The 14860-nt window shown below is 53.1% G+C and carries 13 protein-coding genes and 1 tRNA gene; 6 read left to right on the top strand and 8 right to left on the bottom strand.

The annotated features are described in order from the left end of the window. Positions 1 to 102: 102 nt before the first annotated feature. A complete protein-coding gene (locus LG297_RS00650; protein WP_404424125.1) occupies positions 103 to 1551 on the bottom strand; it encodes a TrkH family potassium uptake protein in 1449 nt (482 codons plus the stop codon). A 346-nt stretch (positions 1552 to 1897) separates the two neighbouring features. Between LG297_RS00650 and purU the strand changes: the two genes are divergently transcribed. Then, on the top strand, positions 1898 to 2764 hold the full coding sequence (gene purU / locus LG297_RS00645) for a formyltetrahydrofolate deformylase (protein WP_404424123.1): 867 nt from the start codon (positions 1898 to 1900) through the stop codon (positions 2762 to 2764). A 227-nt stretch (positions 2765 to 2991) separates the two neighbouring features. After that, entirely contained in the window at positions 2992 to 4428 is a 1437-nt protein-coding gene (locus LG297_RS00640) for a diguanylate cyclase (RefSeq protein ID WP_404424121.1), read from the top strand. 72 nt (positions 4429 to 4500) lie between these two features. Here LG297_RS00640 and LG297_RS00635 read toward each other — a convergent pair whose 3' ends face one another. The 3 genes from LG297_RS00635 to LG297_RS00625 form a co-directional block, all read right to left on the bottom strand. Continuing rightward, complete coding sequence (locus tag LG297_RS00635) at positions 4501 to 5508, bottom strand: aspartate-semialdehyde dehydrogenase (protein WP_404424119.1); 1008 nt, start codon at positions 5506 to 5508, stop codon at positions 4501 to 4503. A 299-nt stretch (positions 5509 to 5807) separates the two neighbouring features. Then, positions 5808 to 5996, bottom strand: coding sequence for a DUF3012 domain-containing protein (locus LG297_RS00630; protein ID WP_404424117.1), 189 nt, complete (start codon positions 5994 to 5996; stop codon positions 5808 to 5810). A gap of 104 nt (positions 5997 to 6100) precedes the next feature. Next, complete coding sequence (locus LG297_RS00625) at positions 6101 to 7558, bottom strand: TrkH family potassium uptake protein (RefSeq protein ID WP_404424115.1); 1458 nt, start codon at positions 7556 to 7558, stop codon at positions 6101 to 6103. A 224-nt stretch (positions 7559 to 7782) separates the two neighbouring features. On the opposite strand from LG297_RS00625, the gene LG297_RS00620 reads away from it, so the two are divergent. The 3 genes from LG297_RS00620 (at position 7783) to LG297_RS00610 (ending at position 9628) form a co-directional block, all read left to right on the top strand. Continuing rightward, positions 7783 to 8505 (top strand): thermonuclease family protein, encoded by a 723-nt coding sequence (locus LG297_RS00620; protein ID WP_404424113.1) that lies wholly within the window; start codon positions 7783 to 7785, stop codon positions 8503 to 8505. A 70-nt stretch (positions 8506 to 8575) separates the two neighbouring features. Next, positions 8576 to 9040 (top strand): ArsI/CadI family heavy metal resistance metalloenzyme, encoded by a 465-nt coding sequence (locus tag LG297_RS00615; RefSeq protein ID WP_404424111.1) that lies wholly within the window; start codon positions 8576 to 8578, stop codon positions 9038 to 9040. Positions 9041 to 9046: 6 nt separating this feature from the next. Beyond that, the gene (locus LG297_RS00610) at positions 9047 to 9628 is read left to right on the top strand and encodes a sigma-70 family RNA polymerase sigma factor (RefSeq protein WP_404424109.1); all 582 of its coding nucleotides are present in this window, start codon (positions 9047 to 9049) and stop codon (positions 9626 to 9628) included. Between the two features lie 23 nt (positions 9629 to 9651). Here LG297_RS00610 and LG297_RS00605 read toward each other — a convergent pair. The 3 genes from LG297_RS00605 to LG297_RS00595 all read right to left on the bottom strand — a co-directional run bounded on the left by LG297_RS00605 (position 9652) and on the right by LG297_RS00595 (position 12262). After that, positions 9652 to 9725, bottom strand: a tRNA-Gly gene (locus LG297_RS00605). Between the two features lie 290 nt (positions 9726 to 10015). After that, on the bottom strand, positions 10016 to 10495 hold the full coding sequence (gene gpt / locus LG297_RS00600) for a xanthine phosphoribosyltransferase (RefSeq protein WP_062952220.1): 480 nt from the start codon (positions 10493 to 10495) through the stop codon (positions 10016 to 10018). A 207-nt stretch (positions 10496 to 10702) separates the two neighbouring features. Further along, positions 10703 to 12262 carry a tetratricopeptide repeat protein gene (locus LG297_RS00595; protein ID WP_404424107.1) on the bottom strand — a complete coding sequence of 520 codons (1560 nt, stop codon included), beginning with the start codon at positions 12260 to 12262 and terminating at the stop codon, positions 10703 to 10705. A gap of 506 nt (positions 12263 to 12768) precedes the next feature. On the opposite strand from LG297_RS00595, the gene LG297_RS00590 reads away from it, so the two are divergent. Then, on the top strand, positions 12769 to 14427 hold the full coding sequence (locus LG297_RS00590) for a methyl-accepting chemotaxis protein (RefSeq protein WP_404424105.1): 1659 nt from the start codon (positions 12769 to 12771) through the stop codon (positions 14425 to 14427). Between the two features lie 71 nt (positions 14428 to 14498). Here the strand turns inward: LG297_RS00590 and LG297_RS00585 are convergent, their stop codons facing one another. Next, positions 14499 to 14804, bottom strand: a complete 306-nt coding sequence (locus LG297_RS00585) for a GNAT family N-acetyltransferase (RefSeq protein ID WP_404424103.1) — start codon at positions 14802 to 14804, stop codon at positions 14499 to 14501. Positions 14805 to 14860: the final 56 nt, after the last annotated feature.

Here is a 14860-nt window from a genome sequence, read left to right as displayed (position 1 = left end):
CAACTGACCTAATAAAAATAGGTCAATTGTCCTAATACGTCAATCAGACAAACCACGGCGTGTTCGACAAACACCAACGTGCCAAAGGAAAGACACGGGGATTCAATCGCGCCAGAAAGCCGGGAACAGCAAGACCAGAACTGTGAAAACTTCCAGACGCCCAATCAGCATACCGATTGACATCAGCCATTTGGCTCCATCTGGCAGGGTTGCGAAGTTGCCGGACGGGCCGACAATCGGGCCAAGGCCCGGCCCGACATTGGCAATCGCCGTACCTGCACTTGAAACTGCGGTGATGAAATCAAGACCCATCGCCCCCAGGGCCGCAGCCAGAACCACAAAGCAAAACACGAACAGGAAGAAGAAACTCAGCACCGATTCCGTGACATCTTCGGAAAGCGGTTTTCGGTTATAATAGGCAATGAAAACGCCGTGCGGTCGCAACATATGCGACAACTGGATTTTGGCGATTTCATACAGCACCTGCAGACGGAAGATTTTCACCCCGCAGGTGGTCGACCCGGCACAACCCCCAATAAACATCACGAAGAAGAAAACCGTAACTGCAAAGGGGCCCCAAAGGCCATAATCGGTGGTAGCGTAACCGGTACCTGTCATCACCGAAACAATGTTGAAGGATGTGTATCGAAGCGCATCAAGAAACGCCACATTGTTGGTTTCCGAATGCCAGATGGCCAAACCCAGAACGACTGAACCGACAATCGCGACAAACCATCGTACCTGCCCGTCCCGGAAAAGAGCAGACGGTCGTCCGCGCAGGGTTTGTAAATAAAGAATAAAGGGCAGCGCACCTGCTGTCATTCCCAGTGTAATGATCACATCGACAGTCGTATTGTCGAAATGGCCAACCGATGCATCCTTGGTCGAAAAACCACCGGTCGCAATCGTGGTCATTGCATGTGCGATAGCATCAAACGCAGGCATTCCCGCCCACCATAAAAGGATCGCGCAGATAATGGTAAAGCCCAGATAGAGACTTGCGATCCCAATGGCAATCTGGGTCGCGCGCGGAAAGGCCTTGTCCGACTTATCGGAGTTTTCCATACGGAAAAGCTGCATCCCGCCAACTCGCAGCATCGGCATAACCGCGATCGCCATGACGATAATCCCGATCCCGCCAAGCCATTGCAAAAGCGCCCGCCACAGCAAAATGCCCGGGGGGGCCGTATCAAGCCCGACGATCACGGTTGAGCCCGTAGTCGAAATACCGGACATGGCTTCGAAAAAGGCGTCGGTATAACTCATATCAAGGTCTGAAAACGCAAATGGCAATGCTGATACAGCAGTCAAAACAAGCCAGCTTGCCGTGGTCAGAATAAAGGCCTGACGTGATGTGAATTTCAAGTTGTCCATCCGGTTCATCATCACCAGCGCACCGCCGATAAACAGCGATACCGCCGATGCAACCGAAAACACCTGCCAATCATTCTGACCGTAATAAAGGTCAACGAGTGCCGGGACAAACATGCCGATCGACAAGGTACACAGCAAGATGCCAATGATAAAAAGGATTGGACGAAAATCGATCAATGAATGGCCCCGTACCATGTTTTACGCCCGCTCCCCCTTGAACCGGGCCAACATGTGTTCGCAATTGTCTTTGTCAATCTGCCCTGCATAACCGAAAAACCGGTCCGGTTGCATCATCTTCCGTCAAACGCAGCGGAATTCTTGGCAGATACCCCGTCAATGTCCAGCATTTAAACATATGGTTCGGGTACGACCAGTGATTTGATGCTGTCAGGAACATAGCCATGTAAATTGCGTCTATCTGCCTTTGCGTAACCTGATTACGGTCAATTCCGGGTTGGCACAGCCTGTCAACGCCGCTATATCGCTTGCAGATCAAAATTCAAAACCGAAAGACAAAGCGGAAATGTCCGAACTCGCCAAGACCTTCATCCTGACGATCACCTGCCCGGATACATTCGGGATCGTCGCCGGTGTCACCAGCTTCCTTGCCGAGGAAGGCGCGTTCGTCAACAAGCTGGAGCAGTTCGGCGATCCGCAAAGCAACCGCTTTTTCATGCGCGTGAAATTCGATGCCGGTCGTGCTCTGCGCACGAAGGCCGAGTTTGCCGATAAATTCGCCAACATCGCTGATAAATTCACGATGCACTGGGAACTGCACGATTTTCATCGGAAGCCAAAAGTGCTGCTGATGGTGTCAAAGTTTGGCCACTGCCTGAACGATCTGCTGCATCGGGTCGCCTCAAACAATCTGCATATCGAAATTCCGGCGATTGTTTCAAACCACGAAGACATGCGCGGCATCGTCGAATGGTACGGAATTCCGTACTATCACCTGCCGGTGACCAGGGAAACCAAGGCAAGCCAGGAAACCAGGCTGCTTGATATCATTGACGAACATGATGCCGATCTGGTTGGTCTGGCGCGCTATATGCAGGTCCTGTCAACGGATCTGTGTCGTTCGCTCGAAGGTCGCTGCATCAATATCCACCATTCCTTCCTGCCAAGCTTCAAGGGTGCAAAACCCTATCATCAGGCACATTTGCGCGGTGTGAAGCTGATCGGGGCGACAGCCCACTACGTCACCCCCGACCTTGACGAAGGTCCGATCATTCATCAGGCCATCGAGCATGTTGATCACACGATGACTGCCGAAGATATGGTAGAAATAGGTCGGGATATTGAATCTGTCGTCTTCTCGCGTGCAATCCAGATGCATTGTGAACATCGTGTGTTTCGCAACGGCAACAAGACGGTCGTTTTCCGCCGTTAAAGTACCCGCAGAATATTATCCGTTTCAAATAAACCGCCAGCTTACTGACTGGCGGTTTATTTTTTGATACGCTTCACCACCTATGAAAGTAATCCGAACCACAGGCCAAAAGGCCGATAGAAAATATGCGAATTATCGAATAAGTTTAAATCGGGGAAACAATCTTCCCTGAATAACAATAACTTGCAACGCCTGACGTTGCCCTTGAACTGCCTTGGGGGCTTTCCGTGCCGGGAAAGAAAATCTACTTCGCTGTTATCTTGTGCGTTCTGCTGGTCGTTGGTTTTCTGACCACGAGTTTTGTGAGTTTCTATGTCGCCCGGCAGTCGCTGGAACAGCAGATTGCCGAAAGTACGCTGCCGCTAACCAGCGATAACATATATTCAGAAATCCAGCGTGATCTGCTGCAGCCCATCTTTATCTCGTCGCTGATGGCGCAGGATACCTTTGTCCGCGACTGGACGCTCGCCGGGGAAAATAACCCGGAACAAATCATCCGCTATCTTGGTGAAATCCAGATGCGGTATGACACAGTCACATCCTATTTCATCTCGGACAAAAGCCGGAACTATTATCACCCGACCGGGGTGATCAAACAGGTTTCCGAAGATGACCCGGCCGATTTCTGGTATTTTCAGGCACGCGACAACCAGAAACCTTATGAAATCAATGTCGATCACGATACCGCGGATAGGTCACGTCTGGCGGTTTTTGTCAATTATCAGGTGCGCGACTATGACGGCAACGTTATCGGTATTACCGGTGTCGGACTGTCGGTCAATTCCGTCACCCGCCTGATTGAAACCTATCAGAAACGTTATGGGCGAACGATTTACTTCGTTGATCAGGAAGGCCGCATCACCCTGCATGGCAGTGGCTTTGGTACGTCCGAAACCCTGCATGACCGGGACGGCATCCGCCTTCACGCCACCCAGATCCTGACATCACCAGGCTCCTCGATTACCTATGAGGATCATGGCGAAACCTATTTCGTCAACAGCCGTCTGGTGCCGGAATTCGGTTGGTTGCTTCTGGTCGAACAAAAAGAGCATGTGGGCGATCAGCGAATCGAAACCACGTTTTTGATCAATATCGCGATCTCGCTTCTGATTACCGCCATTGTCGGTATTGCGGCCTATCTGACGATCCGAAATTATCAAAACCGCCTCGAAGAACTGGCATCGCGGGACAAACTGACCGGGGCCTGCAACCGACAGGTTTTCGATCTGGTGTTTGAAGGTGTCGCAAAATCCTGCAAACGGCGTGGTGAAACCCTTGCCGTTGTCTGTATTGATCTTGATGAATTCAAAGAGGTCAATGATACCTTTGGGCATCCCGGCGGCGACGCCACACTTAAGGAAGTCGCCACCACCATTCGCCAGCACACCCGTGAATCCGATACCTTGTGCCGCTGGGGCGGTGATGAATTCGTTCTGCTGTTGCCGGGCCTTGGCCGTCAGGATGCAATGACCAAAGCCCGCGAAATCTCCGATGCCATTCGCGAACATCCGATACATTTCGGACGGGATAATATTCTGGTCACCGTCAGTGCCGGTATTACCGAGTATCGCGATGGCGAGGAATTTGAAACACTGATCACGCGTGTCGATAACGCGCTTTATACCGCCAAGAATGCCGGTCGCGACCATATCTCGGTCGCCTGACCCGCTTCGTGATTCGGATACAAAAACGGCCCCAAACTCGGGGCCGTTTTCTTTGATATTCCGGTTTACCGCTTAGTCGGCAATATAGGCTTCCGCAATCTGGACAGCGTTCAGTGCGGCACCTTTAAGCAACTGGTCACCGGCAACAAACAGTTCCAGACCATGATCGCCAAAGATCAGGTTTGACCGGATACGCCCGACTTCGACGTCGTATTGCTTGGTTGCATTGACCGGCATCGGATAGACATTGTTTGCCGGATCGTCGACCAGCTTGACACCCTTGGCATTGGCCAGCGCTTCACGCGCGGCCGCAGGGGTCACAACCTTTTCGGTTTCAATAACGATTGCCTCGGAATGAGTCCGCTCGGTCGGGATGCGAACAGCGGTGCAAGATACCGGCAGGTTCGGCTCGCCAAAGATTTTGCGGGTTTCCCAGGTGACTTTCATCTCTTCGCGGGTATAGCCGTTTTCCTGGAAGCTATCGATATGCGGGATAACGTTGAACGCCAGCGGATGGGCAAAAACCTCGGCCGGAACCGGTTTGCCGTCAAGACCTGCTGCCAGACCTTCGCGCAACTCGTTCATGCCCGGCTGACCGGCACCTGATGCTGCCTGATAGGTCGAAACGATGACCTTTTTCAAACCAAACGCCTTGTGCAGCGGCCACAGGGCCACGGCGGCAATCGCAGTGGTGCAGTTTGGGTTGGCAATAAGCTTGGCAGTCTTGGCAAGATCACCATTGATTTCCGGGACGATCAACGGCACGTCGTCATTCAGGCGGAACGCCGACGAGTTGTCGATCACCAGCGCACCCTCGGCGATCTGCGGGGCGAATTCCTTGGCGAAATCGCCGGAAACGGCAAGGAAGACAATGTCGCACTGCTTGGCTTCTTCAACCGAAAACAGCGCGATGGTCTTAGTGCCGTACTTGGTCTCCACGGTCTTGCCTGCCGAACGCTCGGACGCGAACAGGGTGAGTTCACCCACAGGGAAGTTGCGATCAAACATAACGTTGATCAGCTCGACGCCAACCGCACCGGTTGCGCCGATCACACCGACATGGAGATTTTCGGCACTCATAATAATTGTCTAACCTCGTATAAAAATTACTGTCTTGTTCGACTCACGCGATTGCTCGCGGGCCGCGCATTATAGGGATTTCTTTTCCGTTGGCAAATGCGCCTTGCTGCATCGCACGCATGCACGGCAATCTTGGAACTCAAACGCCATTACAAACGACTTGTTCCGTGCTTTTTTCATTGGGTTTTGCGCAAAATTCTGCCTTTTGGCATTTTTTCCATCATACGGTTGCCAAAGGGTGCCGTTGCGTCGTTTCAGACTAAAATGCAGCCTGAATGCAAAGAATCGGGAATCGGGAATCAGAAAATGCAATGCTTGGCAAAATCGGTCGCCTCGTTTGCCGACCAGTCGCCTTTCGGCTTTTCCTTCATGTCGGCACACCATTCCTTGCTACCAACTTCCGGTGAACAGGCACCAAGCGTCCCCATCACCATCAAAACCGATAGTCCAAGAACGATTTTGCGACCAGGGATGTTCCATGTTGTCATTTGCGTCTTCTTCCTATTGTGGTTTCGCGAAATCTGCCGATCAGTTTAGGCAAAATCAGGGCGTTGTCGCTAACCCTCGTTACAGACAACGTGATTTCGCAAGATCAGTCGCGCCAGAACGCTGGCAACAGAAGCACCAGAAGCGTTTCAAACTCCAACCGGCCCAGCACCATCGCAACATCAAGGATCCATTTGGCGGCATCGGGCAGCGACTGGAAATTCCCCGCAGGACCGATAATCGGGCCAAGACCCGGGCCCACATTGGCAAGTGCTGTTGCCGCCGCACTCATCGAGGTGACCAGATCAAGACCGGTCAAAGCCAGTGCAACACTGATCGCGATATAGCTGATCGTCAGCAGGAAGACATAGACCGTTACCGCATTATAGATGTCAGACGTGATTTCATGCTTGTCGATCCGGCTTACAATCACCGCCGAAGGACTGCGAAGCCGCATGAAATGTGCTTTAAGGCCGGTGAACACGACATAAAGCCGGAACATCTTGAACCCGCCGGCGGTCGAACCGGAACACCCGCCGATAAAGGTCGCAAAGAAAAACAGCATGATCGCGGCGGGGCCCCACTGCAGATAATCGCCCGACGCATAACCCGTCGTGGTAATCACCGAAACAAGGTTGAACGCCGCCATGGTCAGCGATCTGAAAAACCCGTCATCGGAAATATGCATCAAGCGCAGGGTCAAAAGCCCGGTGAATACCGCAATAATCAGCAGAAAAAGCCGGATTTGCTGATTGTTCGTCACCGCGCGGATATCGCGTTTGCGCACCAGCACGGCATAAGCCGTAAACGGCAGGGCGCCTGCAAACATGAAAATGATACCAACCCAGTGCAGCGCCAGACTGGAATCGAACTTGGCAAATGACAGATCGGACGTTGAATATCCACCGGTCGCCAGGGTCGACATGCCATGATTGATCGCATCAAACCAGGTCATACCAAAAAACCGGTACAGCATCATGCAGATGACGCTAAGACCGACATAAATCACCACGATCTGCAGGCACATATCGCGAATACGGGGGCTCAGCTTTTCTGAACGATCCGAACTTTCCATCTGGAAAAGCTGCATCCCGCCAACCCGCATCATCGGCAGCAACGCAAGTGCTGTCACAATAATCCCGATCCCGCCCAGCCACTGCAGGATCGACCGCCACAGCAAAAGCCCCGGTGGCATGTCATCAAGCCCCGACAGAACCGTTGAGCCGGTCGTGGTCAACCCCGAAACGGTTTCGAAAACCGCATCGCAAAAACTGATATCAAGGGATGAAAACCAAAGCGGCAATGCGCCCGTCAAACTGACAGCGATCCATGAAAACACGGTCAGGACATATCCCTGGCGTGCCGTCACACGCGGACCGATTTCCGACCTGCAGGCAAGGCAAGCCATACCGCCAAGGCCGATACTGGTCATGGATGCCTGGGCAAAGATCTGCCAGTCTGGATTGCCATAATAAAGGTCAACCGCAGCCGGAATCATCATCGATACACCGATGATGATGACCATGATACCTACGACGAAAAAGATGGGTTGCAGTCGAAACAAGAACAATGTCCGTGACTAACTCGGGAAATCCGCTTTTACAGCCAAATGACAGCGATTGCATCCTGTTATCGCAGATGCACTGTGACAGGCAGTCGGAAGCGCTCATTTCCTGATATCCCGGGTCATTATTTTGCCGTTGTTTTCGACTGTCCTTGTCCAAGCCATTCATGCAATTCTGTATCTCGATTGCAGCAAACACCAATCGTCAAACCATCGAGGTCATCTTGAGCCGCTTTTTCCGTCTGATCGCATTTCTGGCCATTTCTGTCGCGCTCGCAAGTACGTTCTATCTGCAAGAAAAACCGGTACATGCCGCAGGCGATGACAAGACAAACGGCAGAGAAATGGCGCTTGAAGCCAAAGGGCGCGATATTCTGGTTATTGATGGCGATACGATCATGATTGATGGTCTCGTTGCTGACATTGCCGGAATTGATGCGCCAGAGCTTGGACAGCAATGCCTCCATAACGGCAGCTTCTGGGATTGCGGCATGTCATCAGCCATGCAGCTTCGCAAATATTTCGCAATGGCCCCCTTTACCGTACGCTGCTGGCCCGGTGACCGGGAACATTCCGGCAAAGATGATGATTTCCCGATTGTAGAATGTGGCATTGGCGAACGCGATGTGGCTGCCGCCATGGTCAGTGACGGCGAAGCGCTTCCGATTGAGGGATATTCCCATCGCTATGACGGTCTTTCGGAAGAGGCCGACAATGCCGGGATCGGTATTCATGGCGGAGACATGATCCCGCCAAACGAGTGGCGATCAGGCAAACGTCTTGACGGCGAAAACGCGCGCTGCCTTTTCACCGTTGATGGCAACGGCCACTACCTTGGGACCCTTGATCCGCGCTACAAGGACGCCTCGGCGCTCAAGGGCAAATCCACTTGCAGCGATGAACAGGCCCGCGCAGAAGGCCTTTCCTATGCCCCGATGAAAAAATGATCTGACCCTGCATCTTTTTGCCGGTCTGTTCGTCTTCCAGATCATCATAATGATCATTTGGAGACGAAAAATGCGCCTGCAACTTGCCCTGAATGTCAAAAACCTTGATCGGGCCATCACATTTTATAGTAAAATGTTCGCAACCCCGGTTCACAAAAAACGCGACAGCTACGCAAACTTCGAAATCGCTGAACCACCGCTTAAACTCGTTTTGTTTGAGCATCCCGACGCGAACGAGCAGCTTAATCACATCGGCGTTGAATGTCTGACCATGTCCGAGTTTGAACAGACATCAGATCGCCTTGTCAGCAGCGATCTTGCAACAGACGGTGTCGCTGAAACCGGATGTTGCCATGCCAGACAGGCCAAACTCTGGGTCAAGGAGCCGGACGAATTGGCCTGGGAATGGTATCGTATTCTTGATGATGAACCGGCGGCGGGCAGAAACAACACCGAACCATCACAGGCAGGATGTTGCGGGCAGCAATCAGACACCAGTACCACATCCGAACTCAAACAGGTTTGCTGCGCATAAAAACCAATGACCTTTAATGTCTCGCACCAAACATCCCCGGACTGGCAGGCTCTTCGAAAGGGCCTGCACAGCTTTGTTCGAAGCCGTGTTCCGGAAAATGATATCGATGATGTTGTCTCGGATATCCTCGAAGCTATCGTCCGCAACAAGGCGTCCTTGCAAACAGCAGATAATCCATCGGCATGGATTTATGCGGTTGCTCGTAGCAAAATTACTGATTTCTATCGGAAACAGGGACGTCATCGCATGGCCCAGTACGACCTGAAAACCGATCCTACTTTGCCCGGTTCTCCGAAAAATCAATCTGTCGATGCACGGCCTGACATGACGGGATTAAGTGACTGTCTTTTAGGATTTATTTCAAGCATGCCGGATGCAGATCGAACAGTTCTGACCGAGATTGACCTGCAACAGACCCGGCAGACCGATTTTGCCACCCGTTATGATATCGCTCTTCCCACCGTCAAATCACGTGTTCGGCGCGCCCGCAAACGCTTGCGTGACCGGCTCGTATCCTGCTGCCCGACCGGCATGCCTGATGGTTGCAACAATACATGCCGCGGCACCACACCCTGCGGGGTAAACTGATCTTGGATTTCAAGAGGAAAGCTTGGAGCGGGTGAAGGGAATCGAACCCTCGTATGCAGCTTGGGAAGCTGCCGTTCTACCATTGAACTACACCCGCTAGGCGGCGGTTTTATAGCCCGGTTTCAGGGCCGGTGCAAGCCCATCCCCAATACCGGGTTCATTTATTTCAGATGGCTGAACCGCCAGTCTTGACCGCTCGTCAGACAGCACGGAGATAATCGTCTGACAACAGAATAGCTCCATCGATACAATGCCTTGCCTCAACCGTCCCACTGGAGTGTTCATGACGGTTGATGATGGCAGGCCCGCATTTTGACTTTGCATCGTGCCCCCCTCTTTTCGGTCCAACGGGCCCTGAGGAAGAGACGATCAGATATTCAAGACCGATTAGCGAACGCGTTCAGAGATCGGTGCATTAACCGAAAGCTCCATATCCCACGGGAAATAAATCCAGGTATCCTGGGAAACTTCGGTAACAAAGCTGTCGACAATCTCGCGCCCAAGCGGCTTGGCATAGACCGTGGCAAAATGAGCCTTCGGCAGTTTTTCACGAACCGCCTTCGCGGTTTTGCCGGTATCGACCAGATCATCGATAATCAGCATGTCCGTGCCGTCGCCTTCAATCCCTTTGAGCCACTCAAGATCGCCGCGCGTCTTGTCAGAGTAACTGCGAATGCAGACTGTATCAATCAGACGGATGTCAAGTTCACGTGCGATGATCGCCGCCGGGACCAAACCACCACGGGTAATCGCGATAATACCCTTGTACGGACCTTTTTCCAGCAACCGCCACGCCAAGGCGCGTGCGTCGCGATGCATCTGTTCCCAGGAAACCGGGAAACCTTTGTTATAAGCAGCTTCGCTCACAAGCTTTCTCCTGCGCAAAAACCGGATCGCCTGCTGCCAGTCCCGTCACATGACACAAGATCGGACAGCCATTGATGTTATCCGTAAATTTAAGGCGCTTTCCTACGCCGAGTCACTGCCAAACACAAGAGGCGGAACAATCTGATCCAAAGATTTGAACATATTCCAGTTCGATACCGGGCCAGATATTCCTGAAAGCACAGCGATCTAGCCCGCAGCTCCCAGACGCGCCTTAAGCAGATTGGCAAAGTCCGCCTCCAGTTTGGCAACCGGCTCGGTCCAATCCCCCGGCACTGCCTGTCGGTAAATCCGCATCGTCGGATACCATGGACTATCGGCGCGATTAACCATCCAGCGCCAGTCGGTCGTGTAAAGTTGCAACATCCAGACCGGCAACCCAAGTGCGCCGGCAAGATGGGCCGGGGCGCTGTCGATCGTGACGATCAGGTCCATGGCCCGCATCAGAACAGCACTGTCACCGAAATCGTGAATATGCTCGCCCATGTCGGTAATCAGGGCACTGGCTCCAAGCTTTGCGATATCGCCGCGCCGTTCATCGACCTGAAAACTGTAAAAACTGGCCCCTTTTTGCGCCATAAGGGGCATCAACATTTCAAGCGGACAGGACCGGTCACGCGGGTTAAGCTTGCCCGCCCAGATCAACCCGACCTTAAGCACCGTGCCTGGCGGCGGGCTTAACCGGGCCTGCTTGCCTTTGGGAACGCCGAGATAGGGTTCGGAAGATATCCGATGCAGTTCGGCTTCGCTGATTTTCAGAATGTGCGGCAGGCTGAGCAACGGCACATGCATGTCAAAAGGTGGCAGCTTTGCACCCTTTTCAACAATCGTGCCGATGCCTGCTATCGTGCGCATCACCGGGATCAGCTCCGCACGGCATTCAAGGATAATATGGGCTGCTTTTTTTGCCACCATCGGCACAAAGCGCGCGAACTGGATCATATCGCCAAAGCCTTGCTCGGCGCGCAGCAGCAACCTTTTACCGCGCAGATCGGCCTTGCCATCCCATTCCGGAACATCTGGGATCGGCTTGATCGGATTATCGGCAAGCTTGCGGCGGGTTTCATATCCGGCCCAGCCTGCGTCATATTGCCCCATCGCCAGAAGTGCCAATGCCTTGTCCCAATTGGCATCAATATAGTCGGGATCAATCGCAAGAGCCTCGTCAAAATGCCGGATTGCCTGTTCGAAACGGTTGGTATCGCGATAGACAAGACCGGCATTGAACGGATGCGATTTGATCGAAGCATTCAGTTCCAACGCCTTGGCATGTGCCGCCGCGGCCTCTTCGAACCGCATCATTTCGCGCAGGCAGTTCCCCATATTCGACCAAAGCCCGGCATTTCCGGGCCGCAATTCCGCCGCCCGGCGATAGGCAACCAGCGATGCATCAAGCCGCTTGGTACGTCTAAGGGCAACGCCCAGATTATTCCAGACATCCGGTTGATCCGGGTTTTGTCTGAGAACCGCACCATAAAGCGAAATCGCTTCGTCAATCTTGCCAGATTGGTGGGCTTCAAGGGCGCGCGCAAACAATTCCGTTTTAGCAGGGCGCGCCGCAACAGCCGGGGCCGCTATGGGTGTTTTTGCCAAGGTCTCGGCCGCCAGTGATTTGGCTATGCCGGTTTGAATGGCCATTGGAACACGTGAGTCACCATTGTCCATCTTTGTCGCGTCATCTTTAACGGGCATATCGGCAGGTGCTTTTTTGGCCGCACGCGATTTTGTTGTCGTTCTGGATTTTGCCATTCGGGTTCCCGTCCCCTCAAAACAACCACATCGTGATCGTACAATGTCATAAAGACAGGCAACCATCACCATATGTATCTACATGTCCAACCCCGACGCCATCGGCAAGCGATTCGCGACGTTGGGAATGGTCGATATGCAAATAGCATTATTTGCTAAAAACCTGAACGAAACAGGTTGATTTTATCGCATTTGGTGACTTTCAGACAATTTCACCCAAGCCGATTTTAATTATTTCGGTTATGTGGCGCTTTGCAGTAGCTTTTCTGCGGGAGCAGAAGGAAAGCACGCAAATGCAATCCTCGTCCCTGCGGCATCTAGCCTGGGGAAGTTACACAAAAATAAACGCCCGTCGATCCGGCAGTTTCCCTAAACCGAAATTCGGAACACCGGAAAGACGACATAACCTGTTTGATCAAGCCCAGACACGCAAAACAGATCTTGGACAGACAAACAGGTATCGAGGAAACAAATATTATCGGGCTTCAAAGGACGGGAGACCTTAAATGGCCGAAACCAAACGATCCGGCGGTTCTGTCGGACGCAAAGTCATCCTGGTCGTGGTTGCATTGCTGATTGTCGGCTTTGGCGCAATGATGACGATCCAGACGGTTTCGCAACGCAATGCGATGATCGAAATCATGTATAATGAGTCGGTTGAAAAAACCGAAATGCTGTCGACGGCCGTGCAACCGGGCTTTATCGCCATGGACGGCAATTCTGTCGAAAAGGAATTCCGCAAAATCACCGACAAGGAAGGATCGCAGCTGGCATCGCTGGTCGCGGCAAATCCCGGCGGTGATCCGATCGCGACTTATCAGTCGGAAAGCCTTCCCGAACACGATCTAACCACCCTTGCCGAACCTTACAAGGAACGGCTTGAAAACAAGGAAGTCGTCAGCTTTATCGATGGTAACGCGGTTATTGTCGCGGCACCGATCACCAAATATTCCAAACGCCGGGACGAAGATCAGTATCGCGGCATGCTACTGACCGCATGGAGTCTGGAGCGCGTAAATGCCGAGGTAAAACAGGCCGTCATCATTCAGTTGGCCCTTGCGGCGGCAATCCTTGTTGTTCTTCTGGGCAGCACCTGGTTTGTCCTGCGCAATCAGATCATCACCCCGCTTGTGAAAATCAACGGTGCCATGGCGGCCCTTGCCGAGGGCAATCGCGACATTCACATCCCCGGCGTTCATCGCACTGATGAAATCGGCCAGATGGCTGCCTCGGTTGAGGTTTTCAAAGAAAATGCAAACCGTGTTGCCCAACTTGATCGCGAACGCGAACAGGAACGCGAACGCGCAGAAACCAAACGTCGCGAAGCCATGAACGGCCTTGCCGGGCGATTCGAGCAGACCGTCATGGGTGTTGTCGACGGTGTATCGGGTGCATCAAGCGAAATGCAGCAAGTCGCCCAGACAATGGTTGCCGCCGTTCATCAGAACGAAGCCGGATCGCAGGCGGTTGTCGCCGCCGTCGAACAGGCCAATCACAGCGTCGAAACGGTTGCCAGTGCCGCCGAACAGCTTTCCGTTTCGATCCGCGATATCAGTGCGCGGGTAAATGACACATCGAACATCACCGCCAATGCCAGCACCGAGGCCAACCGGGTCAACGAAATGGTTCAGGGGCTAGATGTTTCGGCACAGAAAGTCGGTGAAGTGGTTCAGATCATTCAAGCCATCGCCGAACAGACCAACCTTCTCGCACTTAACGCCACGATCGAAGCTGCACGTGCCGGTGACGCGGGCAAGGGCTTTGCAGTGGTCGCAAACGAGGTCAAAAACCTCGCCAACCAAACCGCACGCGCGACCGAGGATATTTCAGCACAGATCTCCGGCATTCAGGGGTCAACCCAGGAAGCCGTCGGTGCCATCGACGGCATCACCGGTATCATTGCCAACCTGAATGAAATCGCGTCCGAGGTTGCGGCCGCGGTGCAGGAACAGGGGCAGGCGACATCCGAAATCTCGAACTCCGTCCAGCAGGCGGTGCAGAGTACACAGGAAGTCACCAGCCACATTCACGAAATGCAGTCCGCAGCACGCCAGACCGGCGACGCGGCCCGGCAGGTACTTGATGCATCCGAAAAACTCGGTGCACAATCAGGTACCCTGCGTAGCGAAGTCGGTAACTTCCTGGACGAAGTTCGCGCAAGCTGATCGCAATTCCACCCAAAGAAAAACGCCGTCACGGGAAACCGGACGGCGTTTTTCAGATCTGCTTCTTAGGCTTAACGTAAGGGACCGCGATCATCTGCGGCCTCTTCAAGCCGAACCATGATCGTAGCGTTCAGGTCTTCATATCCATGCTGGCGATAAACCGGCTGCATATCGTGCGTCGCCAGCATCCAGCGTTTAACCCGTGCAATATCGGGATGACCATGCAGGGCATCAAGCATCAGTGACGCAATACCGCGCCGCCGATAATCCGGATCGACAAATACATCGGCAATATAGGCAATCGCGATGAAATCGGTCACGACACGGGCAAAGCCAACCTGCCGCCCGTCGCAATAGGCACCGACCGGGACCGACATTTCGACCGAACGATCAAATTCACCGCGTGACCGGCCTCGGGACCAATAGGAACGCG

The sequence above is a fragment of the Thalassospira australica genome (assembly GCF_044790785.1).
GTDB lineage: Bacteria > Pseudomonadota > Alphaproteobacteria > Rhodospirillales > Thalassospiraceae > Thalassospira > Thalassospira australica_A.
Note: the sequence above shows the minus strand (reverse complement) of the source record. Positions and strands in the feature narration are given on the sequence as shown.